The organism is Candidatus Deferrimicrobiaceae bacterium (assembly GCA_036504035.1).
Taxonomy (GTDB): Bacteria; Desulfobacterota; Deferrimicrobia; order Deferrimicrobiales; family Deferrimicrobiaceae; genus JANXPS01.
Genome location: DASXVV010000013.1, coordinates 23,726 through 40,780 on the forward strand (window position 1 = coordinate 23,726; position 17,055 = coordinate 40,780).

General features: G+C 64.2%; 15 protein-coding genes. All 15 read left to right on the plus strand.

Going from position 1 to position 17,055, the window contains the following annotated elements:
- The first annotated feature begins 3 nt into the window (after positions 1-3).
- The 15 genes from VGK27_11205 to VGK27_11275 are packed head-to-tail and all read left to right on the plus strand — an operon-like array spanning position 4 to position 17,037.
- A complete protein-coding gene (locus VGK27_11205) occupies positions 4-753 on the plus strand; it encodes a hypothetical protein (GenBank protein HEY3490671.1) in 750 nt (249 codons plus the stop codon).
- A complete protein-coding gene (locus VGK27_11210; GenBank protein ID HEY3490672.1) occupies positions 750-1,676 on the plus strand; it encodes a tetratricopeptide repeat protein in 927 nt (308 codons plus the stop codon). The genes VGK27_11205 and VGK27_11210 overlap by 4 nt, the downstream gene beginning before the upstream one ends.
- Complete coding sequence (locus tag VGK27_11215) at positions 1,673-2,206, plus strand: hypothetical protein (GenBank protein HEY3490673.1); 534 nt, start codon at positions 1,673-1,675, stop codon at positions 2,204-2,206. The genes VGK27_11210 and VGK27_11215 overlap by 4 nt, the downstream gene beginning before the upstream one ends.
- Positions 2,194-3,096, plus strand: a complete 903-nt coding sequence (locus VGK27_11220; GenBank protein HEY3490674.1) for an NHL repeat-containing protein — start codon at positions 2,194-2,196, stop codon at positions 3,094-3,096. The genes VGK27_11215 and VGK27_11220 overlap by 13 nt, the downstream gene beginning before the upstream one ends.
- Before the next feature lie 24 nt (positions 3,097-3,120).
- Entirely contained in the window at positions 3,121-3,327 is a 207-nt protein-coding gene (locus VGK27_11225; GenBank protein ID HEY3490675.1) for a hypothetical protein, read from the plus strand.
- Positions 3,328-3,336: 9 nt separating this feature from the next.
- Positions 3,337-6,156, plus strand: coding sequence for a cytochrome c3 family protein (locus VGK27_11230; GenBank protein ID HEY3490676.1), 2,820 nt, complete (start codon positions 3,337-3,339; stop codon positions 6,154-6,156).
- 43 nt (positions 6,157-6,199) lie between these two features.
- Positions 6,200-6,523, plus strand: a complete 324-nt coding sequence (locus VGK27_11235) for a septum formation initiator family protein (protein ID HEY3490677.1) — start codon at positions 6,200-6,202, stop codon at positions 6,521-6,523.
- A complete protein-coding gene (locus tag VGK27_11240; GenBank protein HEY3490678.1) occupies positions 6,474-8,654 on the plus strand; it encodes a GGDEF domain-containing protein in 2,181 nt (726 codons plus the stop codon). The genes VGK27_11235 and VGK27_11240 overlap by 50 nt, the downstream gene beginning before the upstream one ends.
- Before the next feature lie 41 nt (positions 8,655-8,695).
- Entirely contained in the window at positions 8,696-10,360 is a 1,665-nt protein-coding gene (gene argS, locus VGK27_11245) for an arginine--tRNA ligase (protein HEY3490679.1), read from the plus strand.
- Positions 10,357-11,043 (plus strand): SPOR domain-containing protein, encoded by a 687-nt coding sequence (locus VGK27_11250; GenBank protein ID HEY3490680.1) that lies wholly within the window; start codon positions 10,357-10,359, stop codon positions 11,041-11,043. Before argS ends, VGK27_11250 begins: the two co-directional genes overlap by 4 nt.
- Complete coding sequence (gene trpE, locus VGK27_11255; protein HEY3490681.1) at positions 11,024-12,544, plus strand: anthranilate synthase component I; 1,521 nt, start codon at positions 11,024-11,026, stop codon at positions 12,542-12,544. The genes VGK27_11250 and trpE overlap by 20 nt, the downstream gene beginning before the upstream one ends.
- Positions 12,541-14,163: a bifunctional anthranilate synthase component II/anthranilate phosphoribosyltransferase gene (locus tag VGK27_11260; protein ID HEY3490682.1), complete on the plus strand. Its 1,623-nt coding sequence runs from the start codon at positions 12,541-12,543 to the stop codon at positions 14,161-14,163. Before trpE ends, VGK27_11260 begins: the two co-directional genes overlap by 4 nt.
- Positions 14,164-14,165: 2 nt before the next feature.
- Positions 14,166-14,954 carry an indole-3-glycerol phosphate synthase TrpC gene (trpC, locus tag VGK27_11265; GenBank protein ID HEY3490683.1) on the plus strand — a complete coding sequence of 263 codons (789 nt, stop codon included), beginning with the start codon at positions 14,166-14,168 and terminating at the stop codon, positions 14,952-14,954.
- Positions 14,955-14,995: 41 nt separating this feature from the next.
- Entirely contained in the window at positions 14,996-16,351 is a 1,356-nt protein-coding gene (locus tag VGK27_11270) for a TrpB-like pyridoxal phosphate-dependent enzyme (GenBank protein ID HEY3490684.1), read from the plus strand.
- A 29-nt stretch (positions 16,352-16,380) separates the two neighbouring features.
- Entirely contained in the window at positions 16,381-17,037 is a 657-nt protein-coding gene (locus tag VGK27_11275) for a phosphoribosylanthranilate isomerase (protein HEY3490685.1), read from the plus strand.
- Positions 17,038-17,055 lie beyond the last annotated feature (18 nt).

Below are 17,055 nucleotides of genomic sequence, written 5' to 3' on the forward strand. Positions count from 1 at the left end.
GGAATGGCTTTGGTGCCTATCCTGGCGTTGACGGCCTTGTTGTCTTCCGCCCATGCGGCAGACCAGGAAGGTTGCCTGTTCTGCCATCGGCTGGAACTTGCGCGCACAGGAGCGAGGGTTTCCGATCTTCGGGTCACCGAACCCCCCGGCAAGTTCCACGACGGGGTTTACTGCTCCGACTGCCACCCTGACGCGAAAATGGCCCCGCACACCGTCACGCCGGGCGCCGCCCGCTGCATCGACGAGTGTCATGCCAACGGCGCGGGGAACGTCCCTGAGAGCCACCGTCGTGCCGCATTCGGGGGAACGACCGAATCGCACAGGCACGCGGCGATGCCCTCGTCTCCGTGCCTGTTCTGTCACAGGGCAGATGACCCCCCTTCGGCCGCGTTTCCCGCCTCCGCCCGTTGCAAGGGGTGTCACGCGGGAGAAGCGCTGTCGGTTGCCGAAGGCGTTCACGGGGGCCTCGCGACCAACCGCCCCGGCGGCGCCTGCCCCGCTTGCCACGTCCCGCATCCATCGGGGATGGCCGGCAGTCGCACGGACAATGTTGCGACCTGCCGGGGAGCCGGCTGCCATGAACAAGTGACCGATCGGATGAAGGCGCTGGGAGGCCACGGGAAGGGGGCGCCCGGCGAACGCCCGAAACGCATCGGGGCGCTCCTGTTGTTCTTGGTTGCCTGCCTGGCCGGCCTTATCCCCGGTCGATGGCTTTGCGGGAACGGGCCGCTGCCCGAGGGGGATGAACGATGAACTGGATCAACCCGCCCCAAACCGTCAAAAGGTATTCGCTGCAGCAAATCCTTCAGCATGTCGCGGCGTTGCTGCTGGCGCTGCTCCTGATCCTTTCCGCACTGGCCCCGGGGTTCTGGCGCGGAATCCACGGTACCATCGGGCTGGCCTCGACCGTTTTGTTCCTCGCCCACCTCTTTTCGTTGCTCGTGATCGGAGTCCGCCACGACGTGGCGATCGACCATATCGCCTTTCTTCCGACCGGGACGCGCGAGACTACACCCGAGGCAAGGGCCGCTGCGGGGAAATTCACGCTTCCCGAAAAGCAAGATTACTGCCTGATCCTGTGCTGGAGCTTCCTCGCCATCACGAGCGGGATTGTACTCCACTGGCCCGGGCGTTTCGGCGTCCCGGGGCCGACGGAATACGCGTGGCTCCGAATAACCCACACAGCCATGGGAGCCGGCTGGGCTCTTCACATTATCGGATGCCATGTTCCATTCCGGTTCATCCACGCCCGGGCCGGATTCCGTTGGTCGATTTTCACGGGGAAAGTGCCGCTGGAATCGGCCGAATCCCGCGGAGGATGGGTCGCTTCTCTCGTGGAAACAGGGATTCTCGTCCCGGTCCCGACGGTGCAGCATGGGGCGGCTGAACGCGAAACCGTCCAGGTCAGGGAAATGCTCGACGAAGGAAACCGTCGGACCCGGGAAGGGCGTTATGAGGAGGCGGCGTCCATCTTCGAGGAAGCCTTGCGCCTTTACCCGGAATATTCGCAGGCGCGTTTCAACCTCGCCGTGTCCCGGATCCGGCAGGGGCGACCGGACCTGGCTTCCGAACAGCTAAGGGTCTTTCTTGAATCCGACCCGTTCAACCCGATGGCCGGGAAGGCACGGGAACTCCTCGACGGCATCTCCAGGCCGGATGAAGGAGGCACGCCATGAGACAGGTGGCCGACCTTCTTGCGGTGATCCTCGCCGTCGCCATCTTCGTCCTGATAGCCCGGGGTGCCGTCCCGGGGATTTCCTCGGCCCCGCTCGTTCCTGCGACCGACGACGGCTCGTATTACCATCCCGGGAAAAACCGCCGCACCCTCACGGACCAGAAGGCCTGCATCGCCGAAGGCTGCCACGGCGATGCCCCCCACAAGCGGGATAAGGCGCTGGCCCCGTTCCGGAACCTCCACGCGAACTACGTCGCCTGCCCGGTCTGCCATGCTCCCGACGGTTCGACGCGGTTTACCGGCAGCCGGGACGGGAACGGACGCGTGCACCTGCGATACACGGGGAGCGTGCCTGCGACCGGTCCCAAGGGCCACCCGCCTCTCGGCAACCCGGGGGGGTGCAGGCGCTGCCACTCCGAGCCGGGGATGCGCTCCCTGAAGGAGCACGGTCTCTCCACGCTACCGCCCGGATATGCCGATCCGATCGCTTTGCGCATGCACGAAGGAGGCGCCAGGCAGTGGAATCCTTGACGCTTCGCCGCATCGGCGCTGCGCTCATCGGCGGGCTATTGCTCCTAATCCATGTGGGGTCGGCTCCGGCCGCGGAGGCCATCCGGAAGCCGCACGCGCTGTCGCTGCGCAAAGCCGGTGGCAGGACGCTTTCCTTTCCATCAGACGTCGCGATCGATCGAAGGGGCGTCGTATTCCTTCTCGACAGCGGAAACCGGTCGATCGCGATCTACTCCCCCAAAGGCGAATTCATACGCGAGATTCAGGGGCGCGGGATCTGGAAAGACCCGTTGGGCGTAGGCGTCACTTCGGATGGCAACATCCTGATTGCCGACGGGGAAGGAGGCAGGGTGTTCGAGATCGACCTCGCCGGGCGTCTGAAAAAAGAGTATGTCGCTGGGAAAGGCGCGCGCCTGACGGGCGTCTGCGCCTACGGCGATTCGATCTACGTCGTCGATAACCGGAATCACAGGATCGTCATGTTCAAGCGAAAAGGGGGCGGACAGGAAAGCTGGGGGAGGAAGGGGGATCACGCCGGGGAATTCGACACGCCTTTCCGGATTGCGGCCGATGCGAGCGGGCGCATCTTCGTGACCGATGTCATGAATGCCAGGATCCAGTGGTTCTCGGCCTTCGGGCAGTACCTCGGAACCCTGAAGCGATTCGGCGCCGGGGCAGGCAGGATCTTCCGGCCGACCGGGCTGGCAATCGATAATCGCGGCCGGATCTGGGTCGGGGACAGCTATACCGGTCTCGTACAAGCCTTCGACGAAAAAGGCAATTTCGCACAGGCAGTCTCTGCCGATTCCAGGCCATCGATCTTCGGAGACCCGTCCGGTCTTGCCGATGGGGCCGAAGGGATCTGGATCGCGGACCAGCGTGACGGCGTGCTCGCATTGTCCAGGCAATAATCACCCATGGAAGAAGAGGTGTCGATGGAACCGAGAAAGTGGGAATACGGGCAGATCTTCGTCAAGCGGCCCGAGATCTTCGGCGGGCTTCCCAAGACGGGGCTTGAGATGGACAAGCTGAACCGGGCCGGTTCGGAGGGATGGGAGATGGTCGGAACGGTTCCCTTCACCCTCCCCACAGGCGAGGTCCGCGGGGCTTTCATCCTGTTTAAACGGGAAATCGCAGGGTAGCCGGACGCCGTGCCTGCCGCAAGGACCATCGCTATCCTGCTTCTGATGGGGGTGTTGGCGACCATGGCGCCAGGCGCCCGGGCCGCAGATGTTTACGACCAGGAAAAGTGCTCGCTTTGCCACATCCGGCAAAGCGTCTTTTTCGACGGCCGGTTCCTCTCCCCCGGACACGCGAAGGAGTTCGGCGAGGAACGGATCTGCTCCAGCTGCCACAACGGGGTCGTCTCCGACCAGCGGGGCATTCTCTGGCGGGGAGCCCAGCACCCCGCCCCGGGCGGAGGTGAGCAGAGGCGCTGCTCCCGCTGCCATTCCCCTCACACGAAGGGAGGCGGGTGGGGCGTTCTCGCAGGGACCTCCGCCTCGATCCGTCGCAATTCAGAAGCCCAGTGCGTCGGGTGCCACCAGGCGTATTCCACCCGGCAGGGCGCCATCCACATGAATCGCTTTCCCGAGGGTGGTTGCAAGGAATGCCACCGTGCCCATGGGGGAGTGGGGAAATCGCTGCTTCGGGAGGGCAGGGAAACGCTCTGCCTGAGATGCCACCCAACGAAGGATGCCGGCGGCAAGGGGGGACATCCGACCGCCTTGGCCGGGGAGGAATCCGGGCGAGGGCGCCCGTTTCCGGAATGCATATCCTGTCATCCCGTCCACCCCCGCCCCGGCGCCGTCGTGAAGGGGGGAGCGTCCTTGTGCGCTACCTGTCATCCTGCCCTGAAGGAGGGGGATGGCAAGCCGAATCATCCGGGTGTCGGGGATTGCCTATCGTGCCACGTGTTCCATTCCCGGACGGGGGAAGGCGGGCGCGCGTTCCGCGGACGCGAGATCCGTCCCGAGATCCTTTGCGCGCGATGTCACGCATCCTACAAGAGCGACACCCCGAAACAGGCGCGCGAGAAGGGGATGCACGTCACCAAGGTCGGCGAACGACAAGACCTCTGCTTCCGCTGCCACACGATCCACAAGGCTGCGGCCGGCACGGCGCTTTTGCTCTCGGCCAAGGGTTATTCCTGCTTCGAGTGCCACGATCAGCAGAACAGCATCAGCGAAACCCGCGGGATCGTGTTGTCGCACCCCGTCTTCGAGCGGGTCGAGAAGAACCGGTTCGAATCCGCCTTCGGAAAGGGAAAACGCCTTGTCCTGGGGCCCAAGGGGGAGATCGTCTGCCGGACCTGCCATTCCGTCCACAAGGCGGCGCCCGGAACGGCGTTGATCGTCGGGGGCGTGGGGGAGAGCGCCATCTGTTTCTCCTGCCATGAGGGAATGCGGGGGAAGGCGCACGTCGATCCCAAGATCGCCAAGGCCGGTGCGGGAAAGGATTTCGGCTGCGACATCTGCCACCCGGTGCACGGAAGGAACACGCTCGTGGATCCCGGCAAGGGGGAATCCCCGGATGATCCATGGAAAAAACTCTGCTCCGATTGCCACCCTCGCGTGTCGATGCACCTCGAAGGTGATGCCGACCGGTCCACGCGCCGCCCTGCCGACCTGCCGGCATTCGATACTCGCGGCCGTGCCGTCCGGATCGGGACGATATCGTGTCCGACCTGCCATCAGCCGCACGGGATGCTCGACAGCCCCCGTCGGCTCAGGAAGGACTATCGTCCATCCGGCTTCTTGTGCACATCCTGCCACCCTGACAGGGAAAAACTCGCGCTGACGCCCCACGACCTGCGAGGGATTGCAGGGGAAGGGTTCTGCGAACCCTGCCATGTCCCGCACGGCGGGACATCGCCCTGGATGCTCGGGATCACGCCGGATCCGGCAGCCAGCGGGCCGGGAGAGGCGATATGCAGATCGTGCCACAGGGAAAAAGGGTTGGCTTCGCCGGTGGCCAAGGCGGGGCACCCCATGAACATCATGGTTGGGCGACCGATTCCGACGGTCTATCCTCTTTCGAATGTCAAAGACGGGGGCGTGGCCGGGATGCTCGTCTGCTCCTCCTGCCATGACGTCCACGGAACGGGATTCGTCCCGGTCGGGACCGGGACAGGGAAGCTTCTCCGGATTCCCGCCGACCGACCCGAGGAGACATTGACGCGGAACGGCGAATGCGTCCCCTGCCATGTGAAGATCTCCTCGCATGCGAAAGCCGATTGCATCTCGTGTCATCCTCCGCACCAGGACACGAAACCGGATTCGGGATGCGCCGGATGCCACGAAAGGAAGGAGGCCGGGACGGCCGCCCGGCACATCGGCAAGGGAACGGGATGTGTCGCCTGCCACCGGGTACACCCAAAGGAAGGGGGAGGCGAAAAGAAGCCGGAGCGTGTCTGCATCGGATGTCACCCGAAGACCGAACGGATCGTCGGGACCCCGCATGGGGATATCGAAGGGGGGCCGTGCGGAAGCTGTCATCCCGCCCACAAGGACCTGCCCCCGCCCGAGGTCCGGCGAAAGCCTTCCGATGAACTGTTCCTTCCGAACCTGCCTTGCCTTCGCTGTCACCAGGAGGGAGGGATTGCGCCGTTGCCGCCTCTGTCCGAGCATCCCAGCCGCAAGAGGAAGGTTCCGACCAATTACGGGGGTTCCGTCATCCTCGAGACGTTAATCCCGATGGTCGGTCGTTTCCTGGAAGCGGGAAAACCAATGTTTCCGCTCTACGACGAAGGTCTAACGCCTGGGAACAACGGACGGATCGCTTGTCTGACCTGCCACGATCCCCACGCCGGCATCGGTATGTCCCCGGACGGCAAGGACCGGGCCGCGGGGGCTTATCTGCGCGACCCGTCCGACAATTTCATCGCTGAAATCTGCGAGGGATGCCACCGCGGGGAAGCCTCGGAGCATGTCCGAAAATTCCACACGCTCCCGCGCAAGGAGATCGATTAAACTGGCACCCATGGGAAACAACGAGATCAGGCCCCGATCCGGGATGCGCCGCTATTTCCGGATCGCGCTTTATATTGTCGGTATCGCCGTCGTCGTCATTACGCTGGTACGGGACCAGGGCGTCATCGGCACATGGCGGCTTTCCCGGACAGAGAAGCAGCTCCTGGCCGAAAACGAAAAGCTGCGACAGGAAACGGCGCGCCTGCAGAACGAGGTCCACAAACTGCGGACCAGCTGGGACATCATCGAAAAGCGGGCACGCGAGATGGGGCTCATCTATCCCGGTGAAGTCGTGATCGACACGCGCGGCGACAACAATGCGCTCTCCGGCCAACCCAGGGGCAAGGGAGGGCCGGGCCGTCCCTAGATACCTTCGGCAAGCCGGGGCGCTGGCGCACCTGCTGCTCTCGCTTACGCTCATCATCTCAAATCCATGGTCGACTGCTTACCGACACGCCGCTGCCTGGTGGGCACTGCTCGCGCTTGCGGTCGGCGCGATCCTTCTCCTGCATGGCGCCCAGGCCTCGCGGCGGGCATATTCCCTTCCGGACGTATCGGGGATTCTATGCTGGTTCGCCGCAGGCATCCTCGAATTGCACGGGGTCTTTCCTGTGATCTCGGGGGCTCGGGTGGTGGCCGCTCCGCTATTCCTCCTTTTCGCATGGTTCGCCCCCTCGACGGAACGGCTGATCGCGCTCGGCGTCATTGCAGCCTGGGGGATCGCCTTCAATGCCGGGGATCTATCCAATGCCCTGGTCGGAACCGTCATCGACGCTGCCGTCTTCTTTCCGGCCGGCCGTCTGCTCGGTCGATGGCTCCCCTGGCCGCAAGGCTTTCTCCAGATCGAGAACCGGCGGCGTTCGGCCGGGGAGACGAAGTTCGATCAGCTTCCCGAACCGATCGGCGGCCGGCCGCCCTCCCGCGGGAGCGAGGAGCCGTTTCCGACCGATCGCCTCGACCGGTTGCGGAAATTTGCGAATCCCCTGGAGGGAGTCCGGCGCGTGGTCGAGGGCGTCCTCCCGCTTTGCGGATCCGATGTCGTCTTCTTCGCGCAGGGAAATCCATTGCGCATCGTCTTTTCGCAGCCCCCCGGGCGAGGGTTCGCTCCCGGCGACGCGCTCCCCGATCCACTGAAGAACCTCGTGGCCGAGGCGCTCGAGACGCGCCGGACGATCCGGTACGACGGGCGGAAGGAGGCCCCGATGCTCCTGTCGCTTGTTTCTGGAAAAGTCCGGCCGACTGCCCTTGCCCTGGTCCCCGTACAGAACGAGACCGGGGTCGCCGGAATTCTCGGCGCGGTCCGGCTCTCGGACGAAGCATGGGAAGAGCCCGTCGTTCCGATGCTGGAACAGGGCGCCTTCTTCATCGGCCGGGAACTCGAGCTGAAGTCCAGGATCGAATCCGTCTATTGGGAGGTTGACCGGGCCGACGGCATCTATCACCTGGTGCGGCGGATCGCGGAAGCGGCCGACCTGTCCCGTGAGGGGATTGGCGAAGGGCCGGATCGCCGCACCGCGCTCTACCGGATCACCTGCGAATGCGTCGGGAACCACCTGGATGCCGGGCGCGTGATGCTGGTCCAGGTCGAAAGAGGTGGGAAGACGGGTTCCATCGCGTGGGAAACCGGTGACGGGAGTCACGTCGAACCCCGGCGGGAGAACGTCGACCTCGGCACGACTTACATCGAGTGGGTTGCCCGGAAGGGGGAGCGGCGCCTGGTCAAGTCGTCCACGCCCATCCCGGTTCTTCCCGAAGAATGGCGGGAGGCGGGCGACGGGAGCGCCATACTTCTTCCCGTATCGCTTCCCGACGGTTTTCAAGGCGTCATGGCCTGTTTTTCACGGGACGGCGAGGATGCCTTCGATTTGCGCGACATTCTCCGGGGGGAGCAGTTCCTGAACGTCATGCGGATGGGCATCTCCCACACGGAGGAAGTCGAGCGGCTTGCGAACGAAGCCCAGACCGACGGGTTGACCGGCCTTCTCAATCGGAAAACATTTTGCGCCCGGCTTGATAAAGTTCTTGAGCGACTGGACCGTCGCCGTCCCTGTGCCGTCATCATGCTCGACATCGACCATTTCAAGCGGATCAACGACGGATACGGCCACCCGGCCGGCGACGAGGTTATCCGCACGTTTGCCGGCGTCATCGAAAGGACGGTCCGGAAAGGCGATTTCGCCGGTCGCTATGGCGGCGAGGAGTTCGTCCTCTACATGGAGGACGTCGATGGGGCGAAGGCGATGCAGGCGGCGGAACGTCTTCGACTGCTGATCCGGAACATCAAATACAACTTTTCAGGCAAGGAGATCATCGTGACCGCCTCGATGGGACTGGCCTGCTACCCCGATCACGGGATCCTTGGGGAAGAATTGATCAAGAATGCCGACGAGGCGCTTTATCGGTCCAAGGCCGGGGGACGCGACCGCGTCACGGCTCACGGACCGAGCGAGTCGAACCCGGTCGATTTGGCGTTGACGCCCTCGGGGCACAAGGGATAAACTACCCACTTTATTAAATAAATTTGTATTCGGGGCCTGAATTGGACGTCCGCATGTTGACCGGGGCGCTTGTGCGCTCTGCGGTCAGGAAGAAGCTCGACGAATGGGGGGTGGAAGACGATATCCCCGTCCTCCTGGAACTCCCACGGCAGGAAGAGCACGGCGACTACGCAATCAATATCGCCATGCAGATTGCCCGCCAACTGAAACGGAATCCGCGCGAAGTCGCCGCCGACCTGCTTTCCGCCATTCGTGAACAAGATACCGGCGGCTGGATTCGCGACCTTTCCGTCGCGGGGCCCGGCTTCATCAATCTGTTCCTTTCCGACTCCGCGTGGCGCGCGGTGACGGCCGCCGTACTTGTCGAACGGGAGCACTTCGGTGCATCGAAGGCAGGGCAAGGCAAGAAGGTCCTGCTCGAGTTCGTCTCCGCGAACCCTACCGGCCCGCTCCACGTGGGGCACGGGCGCGGGGCGGCGGTCGGCGATGCGCTGGGGCGTCTGCTTGCGTTCGCCGGCTATGAGGTCTACCGGGAATACTACGTCAACGACGTGGGCAACCAGATGGACAACCTGGGGCGGTCGCTTTTCGCGCGCTATCTCCAGGCATCCGGCAAGGCGGCCGAGCTGCCCGAGGCGGGTTACAAAGGTCAGTACATGATGGAACTCGCCGAGGAATTCCGGGCCGAAGTCGGGGACCGATATGTCGGGGTGCCAGAAGAGGAGGCTCTTCCTGTTTTCAGGAGGGTCGCCAACGAGCGGATCCTGGCCGGGATCGCGTCCGATCTTGAACGGTTCCGGGTCCACTACGACAACTGGTTCAGCGAAGCCACGCTGCACGACAGCGGCGTCGTCGAGGATTCGATCCGGGAGCTTCGTCACCGCGGCGAGCTCTACGAGAACGAGGGCGCGCTCTATTTCAAAAGCCTGGCGCACGGAGACGAAAAAGACCGGGTCCTGGTTCGCGCCGACGGACGAACCACCTACTTCGCCGCCGATGTCGCCTATCACCTCGACAAGTACAGGCGCGGATTCGATACGATGCTCGACCTCTGGGGCGCCGATCATCACGGCTATGCTCCCCGGCTGCGCGCCTCGCTAGAAGGGCTCGGAGAAGATCCGTCCCGACTCGAGATCCTCCTGATCCAGTTCGTATCGTTGCTGCGGGACGGTGTCTCCGTCCAGATGTCGACCCGTTCCGGGGAGTTCACGACGCTTCGGGAAGTGCTCGACGAGGTCGGCGTCGATGCTGCTCGCTTCTTCTACCTGCTTCGCAGCCACCACACGCACCTCGAATTCGACCTGACGCTCGCGAAGACGCATTCGAGCGACAACCCGGTCTACTACATCCAGTACGTCCATGCCCGGATCTGCAGCATCTTCCGCGAGGCCGAAAGCCGGGGTATCCCTAAACCCGACGTGACGGCGCTCGACGCCCTGACGCTGCCGGCCGAGCTGGCCGTCATGAAGATGATCGCCCGGTTTCCCGACGTCATCTCCGAAACCATTCGACAGCGGGAGCCCCACCGGATCCCGTTCTACCTTCTCGATCTTTCGAAGGCGTTCCACGGGTTCTACAACCAGTACCGCTTCCTGGGCGAGGCGGCCGAGCGGACCGCCGGCCGGTTGGCGCTTGCGGACGCCGTACGCATCATCGTCTCGAACGGCCTTTCGCTGATCGGCGTCACGGCACCGGAGCAGATGTGAAGGCCCTCTACAACAAGAAAAGCTTCCGTTCCGAAGGGGGCCGACAATCCTTCGCGTTCTTTATCGTCGGCGCCGTGGTCGTCCTGGTCGCGGTTTTCCTCGTCGGGATCTATTTCGGCCGGGAGCTCGAAAAGGGGGGTGCTCCCTTCTCGGACAATCACGCATTCAAGACGGCCGGGGAAGGTCCTCGGGCCGAATGGGCGGTGCAGGGAGCGAATGGCCCCGTTCGCGCCGGCGACAATATCCAACGCGAGATGGGCAAATTTTCGGAGGAGGCAGTCCGGGTTCCCGTCGTCCCCCCCGGACGGCCGGATTACGTGCCGCCCGAACAGGATAACGCGCTGACCTTCCAGGACTCTCTCTCGAAGGAAGACCCCGAGCCAGTTCCCGTCGATAAGCCGCGTGAAAAATCGGGTCCGGCGAAGGGCGTCCCGCCTCCGGCTAAAAAGAGCACAGGAACGCTGATTCAGGCGGGGGCCTTCAAGGACAAGGAAAAAGCCGACGTTCGGCTCAAGAAGGTCGAGCAGGCGGGCTGCAAGGCGCACCTGGGCCGAAGCGGCAAGGACGGAAAGAGCGGCCTCTATGTCGTCCTCGCCGGACCCTACGCTGAAAAGGATGCCGCGCGCAAGGCCATCTCAAAACTCAAGGCGGAGCAAAAGATCGATGCGATCATCGCCAAGTGACGAACGTTCCCTGACCGTCACCCCGTCGAGGGCGCAATTCGCGGCGAACGCGAAGGGCGGAGGCATCATTCCCGTCTGGCACGAGTTCTACGCCGATCTCGAGACTCCGGTATCCGCTTACCTCAAGATTTCCCGCCGGTTCCCGACCGACCACTTCCTGCTCGAGAGCGTCGAGGGGGGAGAGAAATGGGCGCGATATTCTTTCATCGGATTCGACCCCCTGATTCGCTTCCGGGCCGAGGCCGATTCCCTGACCATCGAGCGTGGTTCCCGGACCGAACGCCTTCCCGCATCGGACGATCCGCTCGCCTCGCTGCAGCAGCTGCTCGGACGTCTCAATTACCGGCACGCCGAAGGACTCCCGCGTTTGTCGGGCGGCGCGGTCGGCTTCATCGGGTACGATTACGTACGTCGACTTGAACGGATCCCCGACCTGCATCCGGCGGCAGACATGCCCGAGGCCCTTTTCCTCTTCCCCTCGCGTCTGCTGGTGTTCGACAACGTCCGCCACAGCATTCTGATCGTCGTGCACGGCGAGGTGGCCGAAGGGGAGGATCCCGGCCCGGTCCACGACCGTTGCCTGCAGGGCATCGAGGAGGTCCGCACGCTGTTGCGCGATCCGCTCGTCTGGTCCGATATCCCGGTCGATTCCAAAGAAGCAGAGTTCCCGTTCGAGACGACGCGGGAGGAATTCGCAGAGTCGATCCGGAAGACCAAGGAATACATTCTCGAGGGCGACATCATCCAGGCGGTGCTTTCCAACCGGGCCGTCGTCCGGACCGATCGCACCCCCGAGGACGTCTATCGCGTATTGCGGGCGATGAATCCCTCCCCTTACATGTACCTGCTCAAGATGGGGGAAAACGCCGTGGTCGGATCCTCTCCCGAGGTTCTCGTCCGGCTGGAAGGTGATGTCATCCAGCTTCGCCCGATCGCCGGGACCCGTCCGCGAGGGACGACCCCCGACGAGGACCGCCTGCTCGAGACCGAGCTGCTGTCCGACCCGAAGGAGACCGCCGAGCACGTCATGCTGGTCGACCTGGGCAGGAACGACGTGGGCCGCGTCGCGGCCGCCGGGACAGTCAAGGTCGACGAACTCATGGTGATCGAGCGCTATTCCCACGTCATGCACATCGTTTCCAACGTGGTCGGTAAGCTCCGGGAGGGATTGACTGCGTTCGATGTCCTCCGGGCGGCGTTCCCGGCCGGGACCGTCAGCGGCGCCCCGAAAGTCCGCGCCATGCAGATCATCGAGGAGCTCGAGCCCTCGCGCCGGGGAATCTATGCGGGCGCCGTCGGCTATTTCGATTCCAAGGGAAGCATGGACTTCTGCATCGCGATCCGGACCATCGTGATGCGGCCGGGAGAGGCCATTATCCAGGCGGGGGCGGGCATCGTGGCCGATTCCGATCCCGACCGCGAATGGGAAGAGATCTGCAACAAGGCAAGCATCCTTTTCCGGGCGGTCGGCGTTCGCCGTCCGGAAGGGAGGCTTTCTTGATCGCGCTGATCGACAACTACGATTCCTTCACCTACAACCTGGTCCAATATTTCCTCGAGCTGGGCGCGGACGTTCGCGTCTTCCGCAACGACGACGTCACGGTCGGGGAGATCGAGGCGATGCGTCCCGATGGGTTGGTCATTTCGCCGGGGCCCTGCAATCCCGACCGCGCAGGCATCTCTGTTGCCGCGATCCGGGCCTTCGCCGACCGGATACCGATCCTGGGCGTCTGCCTCGGACACCAGTGCATCGGGCAGGCCTTCGGCGGCAAAATCGTCCACGCCCAGATGCTCATGCACGGGAAGACGTCGCGCATTCGCCACGATGGCAGCGGTATTTTCTCGATGGTCGAGAATCCCGTCACCGCGACCCGGTACCACTCCCTGGCGATCGAGCGGGCGACGCTTCCGGCAGAGCTCGAAGTCACGGCCCAATCCGAGGATGGCGAGATCATGGGGATACGCCACGTGTCCCGCCCGATCTACGGCGTCCAGTTTCACCCCGAGTCGGTGCTCACGCAGTTCGGCATGCGGATGCTCGAGAACTTCCTTGCCATCATCGACCCCCGGCAGCCGGTCCTCCACGTCTTCGGAAACATCCGGGAGGCCATCGCCTCCGTCGCAGCCGGCAAGAACCTGACCGCCGACGGGATGCGCGATGCGATGCGGATGATCATGGGAGGCGAGGCGACGCCGGCCCAGGTCGCGGCGTTCCTGTCCTGCCTGTCGATGAAGGGCGAGACGCCGACCGAGATCGCGGCAGCCGCCGAAGTCATGCGCCAGAAGGCGTCACGGATCACGGGCCCTCCCGGGGAGCCGCTTCTTGACACCTGCGGCACGGGAGGCGATCGGGCGGGTACCTTCAATATATCAACGACGGTCGCTTTCGTGGCGGCGGGCGCCGGCATCCGAGTGGCCAAGCACGGCAACCGGTCCGTAACCAGCAAGTCGGGAAGCGCCGACGTCCTCGAAGCACTCGGCATGGACCTCGGCTCCCCGATCGCGCAGGTCCAGCGGGCGCTCGACGAGGCGGGCATCTCGTTTCTCTTTGCCCCCAAGTTCCACTCCGCCATGAAATATTCGATCGGTCCTCGCAGGGAGATCGCCATCAGGACGATCTTCAATATGCTCGGCCCCCTGAGCAACCCGGCGGGCGCCGATTGCCAGGTGGTCGGGGTCTACAGCGAAGAGCTGGGTGAAACCTATGCGCGCGTCCTGGCCGAGACCGGCGTGCGGCGGGCGTTCGTCGTCCACGGGACCGACGGCCTCGACGAGGTCAGCCTCACGGGCACGTCGATCGTTTGGGACGTCAAGGGTTCCTCCTTCAAGCGATACCTGTTCGACCCCCGTTCCGTCGGGATCGAGTACGCACCGGCTCATTCGCTCAAGGGCGGGGACGCTCACGAGAACGCCAGAATCCTGCGCGACATACTCTCGGGAAACAAGGGCGCGGCGCGCGATGCGGTCCTCGTCAACGCCGCCTTCGCAATCGTCGCCGGCGGGAAGGCCGACGACCTCAAGGAAGGGCTGCGGGTTGCCGAGCGGTCGATCGACTCCGGCGCCGCCCTGGCCCGCCTCGAGGCGTTTCTCTCGATCCTCGGCCGGAAGGATCCGGCTTGAACGTGTCCACGCACCTCGACGCCATTGTCGCCGGTGTCCTCGAGGATCTCGAGGGTCGCAAGGCGGCCGTCTCGTTCGAGGCCGTATCGGCCAGGGCGATGGCCAGCACCCGGCGCAACCGGTTGCGCGAACGGCTTTCGGCCGGGCGCGCCGGAATCATCGCCGAGATCAAGCGCGCGTCGCCTTCCCGGGGCTGGATACGGCCGGATCTCGACGCGGTGGCCACCGGTCGCGCCTACGCGGAGGCGGGCGCCAGCGCGATCTCGGTCCTGACCGAGGGGCGGCGGTTCGGCGGCTCCCTTTCCGACCTCGAGACCGTGAGCGCGGCGGTACCGGATACCCCCGTGCTCCGGAAAGATTTCATGCTCGACGAGTACATGGTCGCCGAGGCGCGTGCCTATGGCGCCGATCTCGTGTTGCTGATGGTGAGCGTGCTTCGGGAGAGGACCCGCGAGTTGCTGGCGGCGGCATCCCGATACGGCCTCGACGCGCTGGTCGAGGTCCACGACGAGGACGAACTCTCGGTCGCCATCGCGGCGGGCGCCGGCATCATCGGGATCAACAACCGGAACCTCAAGACGCTGTCGGTCGATCTCGCGACTTCCGAACGAATGCTGCCTCTGATTCCGGAGGGCGTCGTCAAAATCGTCGAGAGCGGCATCGCAACGCCCGAGGAGGTTCGGCGCCTGTCCTCGCTCGGGGCGGATTGCTTCCTGGTCGGAGAGACGCTGGTGCGATCCGGCGACCCCCGGGAAGGAATCCGGCGGCTGCTGTCGTTGCAGACTCGCTGACCGATCGAAAACCAGCACGCATCCCGTCAAGGAGCCGCCCCATGCAGACGAAATTCCTACTGAGCGATTCCCAGATTCCGAAGGCGTGGTACAACGTCGTCGCCGACATGCCCAATCCGCCTGCGCCCGTCCTCCACCCGGGAACCGGGGCGCCGGTCGGCCCGCAGGACCTGGCCCCCATCTTCCCGATGTCGCTGATCGAGCAGGAAGTGGCCAGGCAAAGATTCATCCCGATTCCCGATGAAGTTCTGGAACTTTACGCGCTTCACCGTCCATCGCCTCTCTACCGGGCCTATCGTCTCGAAAAGGCGATCGGCACCCGGTCCCGCATCTTCTACAAGTACGAGGGGAACAACTCTTCCGGCTCCCACAAACTGAACACCGCTATCCCGCAGGCCTATTACAACAAGAAGGCGGGGCGCACCCGCATTGCGACCGAGACGGGAGCGGGGCAGTGGGGAAGCGCCATATCGATCGCGGGCGCCTTCTTCGGCCTCGAGGTCAAGGTCTACATGGTCAAGGTCAGCTACGGCCAGAAGCCCTACCGCCGGATGCTGATGGAAACCTACGGGGCCACCGTCGTTCCTTCTCCCTCCATGGATACGAATACGGGCCGGTCGATCCTCGCCGAGGATCCCGACTGCAACGGGTCGCTGGGCATCGCCATCTCCGAGGCGGTCGAGGATGCGGCCATGCGGGAAGATACGAGCTACGCTCTCGGCTCGGTGCTGAATCACGTCATCCTGCACCAGACCGTCATCGGTCTGGAGGCGAAAGAACAGATGGCGATGACCGGGTACTACCCCGACATTGTCATCGGGTGCCATGGCGGGGGCAGCAACTTCGGCGGGATCGCGTTCCCGTTCTATGCCGACAAGGCGTCCGGCAAGAATATCCGGCTCGTGGCTGCGGAACCGGCGTCCTGCCCCACGCTTTCCAAGGGGGTCTACGCGTTCGACTACGGGGATACGGCCAAGCTGACCCCGATCGTCAAGATGTACACCCTGGGCCACAATTTCATGCCGGCCGGTATCCACGCCGGCGGTCTCCGGTATCACGGCGCCTCCCCGCTGGTCAGCCAGCTTGTCCACGAAGGGGCGATCGAGGCGCAGGCCTACCTTCAGAATGCCGTCTTCGCAAGCGCGCTCACTTTCGCCCGATCCGAAGGGCTGCTTCCGGCACCCGAATCTTCCCACGCCATCCATGCCGCGGTCGTCGAGGCCAAACGCGCCGACGAGGAAGGGAAGGAAAAGACGATCCTGTTCAACTTGAGCGGGCACGGCTTTCTCGACCTCTCGGCTTATGACGACTACAACAACGGCCGACTGGTCGATCACGAGCATTCCGAGGAGAACATTCAGGCCGTGCTCGGGAACCTGCCCGTGGTCAATCTGTAGGCGGAAGCTGCTCATCGGTGGAGGGTCCCATGTTTCGCGTCAAGATCTGCGGCGTCATGACGCCGGAAGATGCGCGAATGGCCGTCGGTTTCGGGGCTGACGCGATCGGGATCAATTTCTGCCGGCAATCTCCCCGCTACCTCGATCCCTCCCGGGCCGGAGAGGTCGTCGATACCGTCGGGGACCAGGCGCTCGTGGTCGGGGTCTTCGCCGACGAGAAGCCCGAAACGGTCGGCAGCATCGCGAAGGCGTTGGGGCTGGGCGCCGTCCAGCTTTGCGGCGACGAGTCGCCCGAGGATGCGGCCCGGGTGCCGGTCCGGGTGCTGAAAGTCGCGCGCTTCGTGCCCGGGGTCGACCTGGCGGCTGCTTACGGCGGGTACCCGTGCGAGGCGTTGTTGTTCGATGCTCACCGGCCGGGGACCTTCGGGGGAACCGGGTTGACGCTCGACTGGCCTGCGCTGGGCATGCGTGTCGGGACGTTGCGCCGACCCGACGGAACGCCGATCTGCTGGATGCTGGCCGGTGGTCTGACGCCCGAGAACGTTCGTGAGGCGATCGTCGCGGCGCGCCCCTTCGGGGTCGACGTGGCCTCCGGCGTCGAGAGTGCCCCGGGGAAGAAAGACCCAGGCAAAGTCCGGGAATTCATCACGAGAGCCAAGGAAGGATTATTCATTGCCGGGACATGACACGAGCAAATGGCCGGA

Bases quoted from the DNA above. Each gene is read 5' to 3' on its own strand.
- VGK27_11205 (HEY3490671.1), top strand. From the start codon at position 4: ATGGCTTTGGTGCCTATCCTGGCGTTGACGGCCTTGTTGTCTTCCGCC.
- VGK27_11210 (HEY3490672.1), top strand. From the start codon at position 750: ATGAACTGGATCAACCCGCCCCAAACCGTCAAAAGGTATTCGCTGCAG.
- VGK27_11215 (HEY3490673.1), top strand. From the start codon at position 1,673: ATGAGACAGGTGGCCGACCTTCTTGCGGTGATCCTCGCCGTCGCCATC.
- VGK27_11225 (HEY3490675.1), top strand. From the start codon at position 3,121: ATGGAACCGAGAAAGTGGGAATACGGGCAGATCTTCGTCAAGCGGCCC.
- VGK27_11235 (HEY3490677.1), top strand. From the start codon at position 6,200: ATGCGCCGCTATTTCCGGATCGCGCTTTATATTGTCGGTATCGCCGTC.
- VGK27_11240 (HEY3490678.1), top strand. From the start codon at position 6,474: ATGCGCTCTCCGGCCAACCCAGGGGCAAGGGAGGGCCGGGCCGTCCCT.
- trpE (HEY3490681.1), top strand. From the start codon at position 11,024: ATGCGATCATCGCCAAGTGACGAACGTTCCCTGACCGTCACCCCGTCG.
- VGK27_11270 (HEY3490684.1), top strand. From the start codon at position 14,996: ATGCAGACGAAATTCCTACTGAGCGATTCCCAGATTCCGAAGGCGTGG.
- VGK27_11275 (HEY3490685.1), top strand. From the start codon at position 16,381: ATGTTTCGCGTCAAGATCTGCGGCGTCATGACGCCGGAAGATGCGCGA.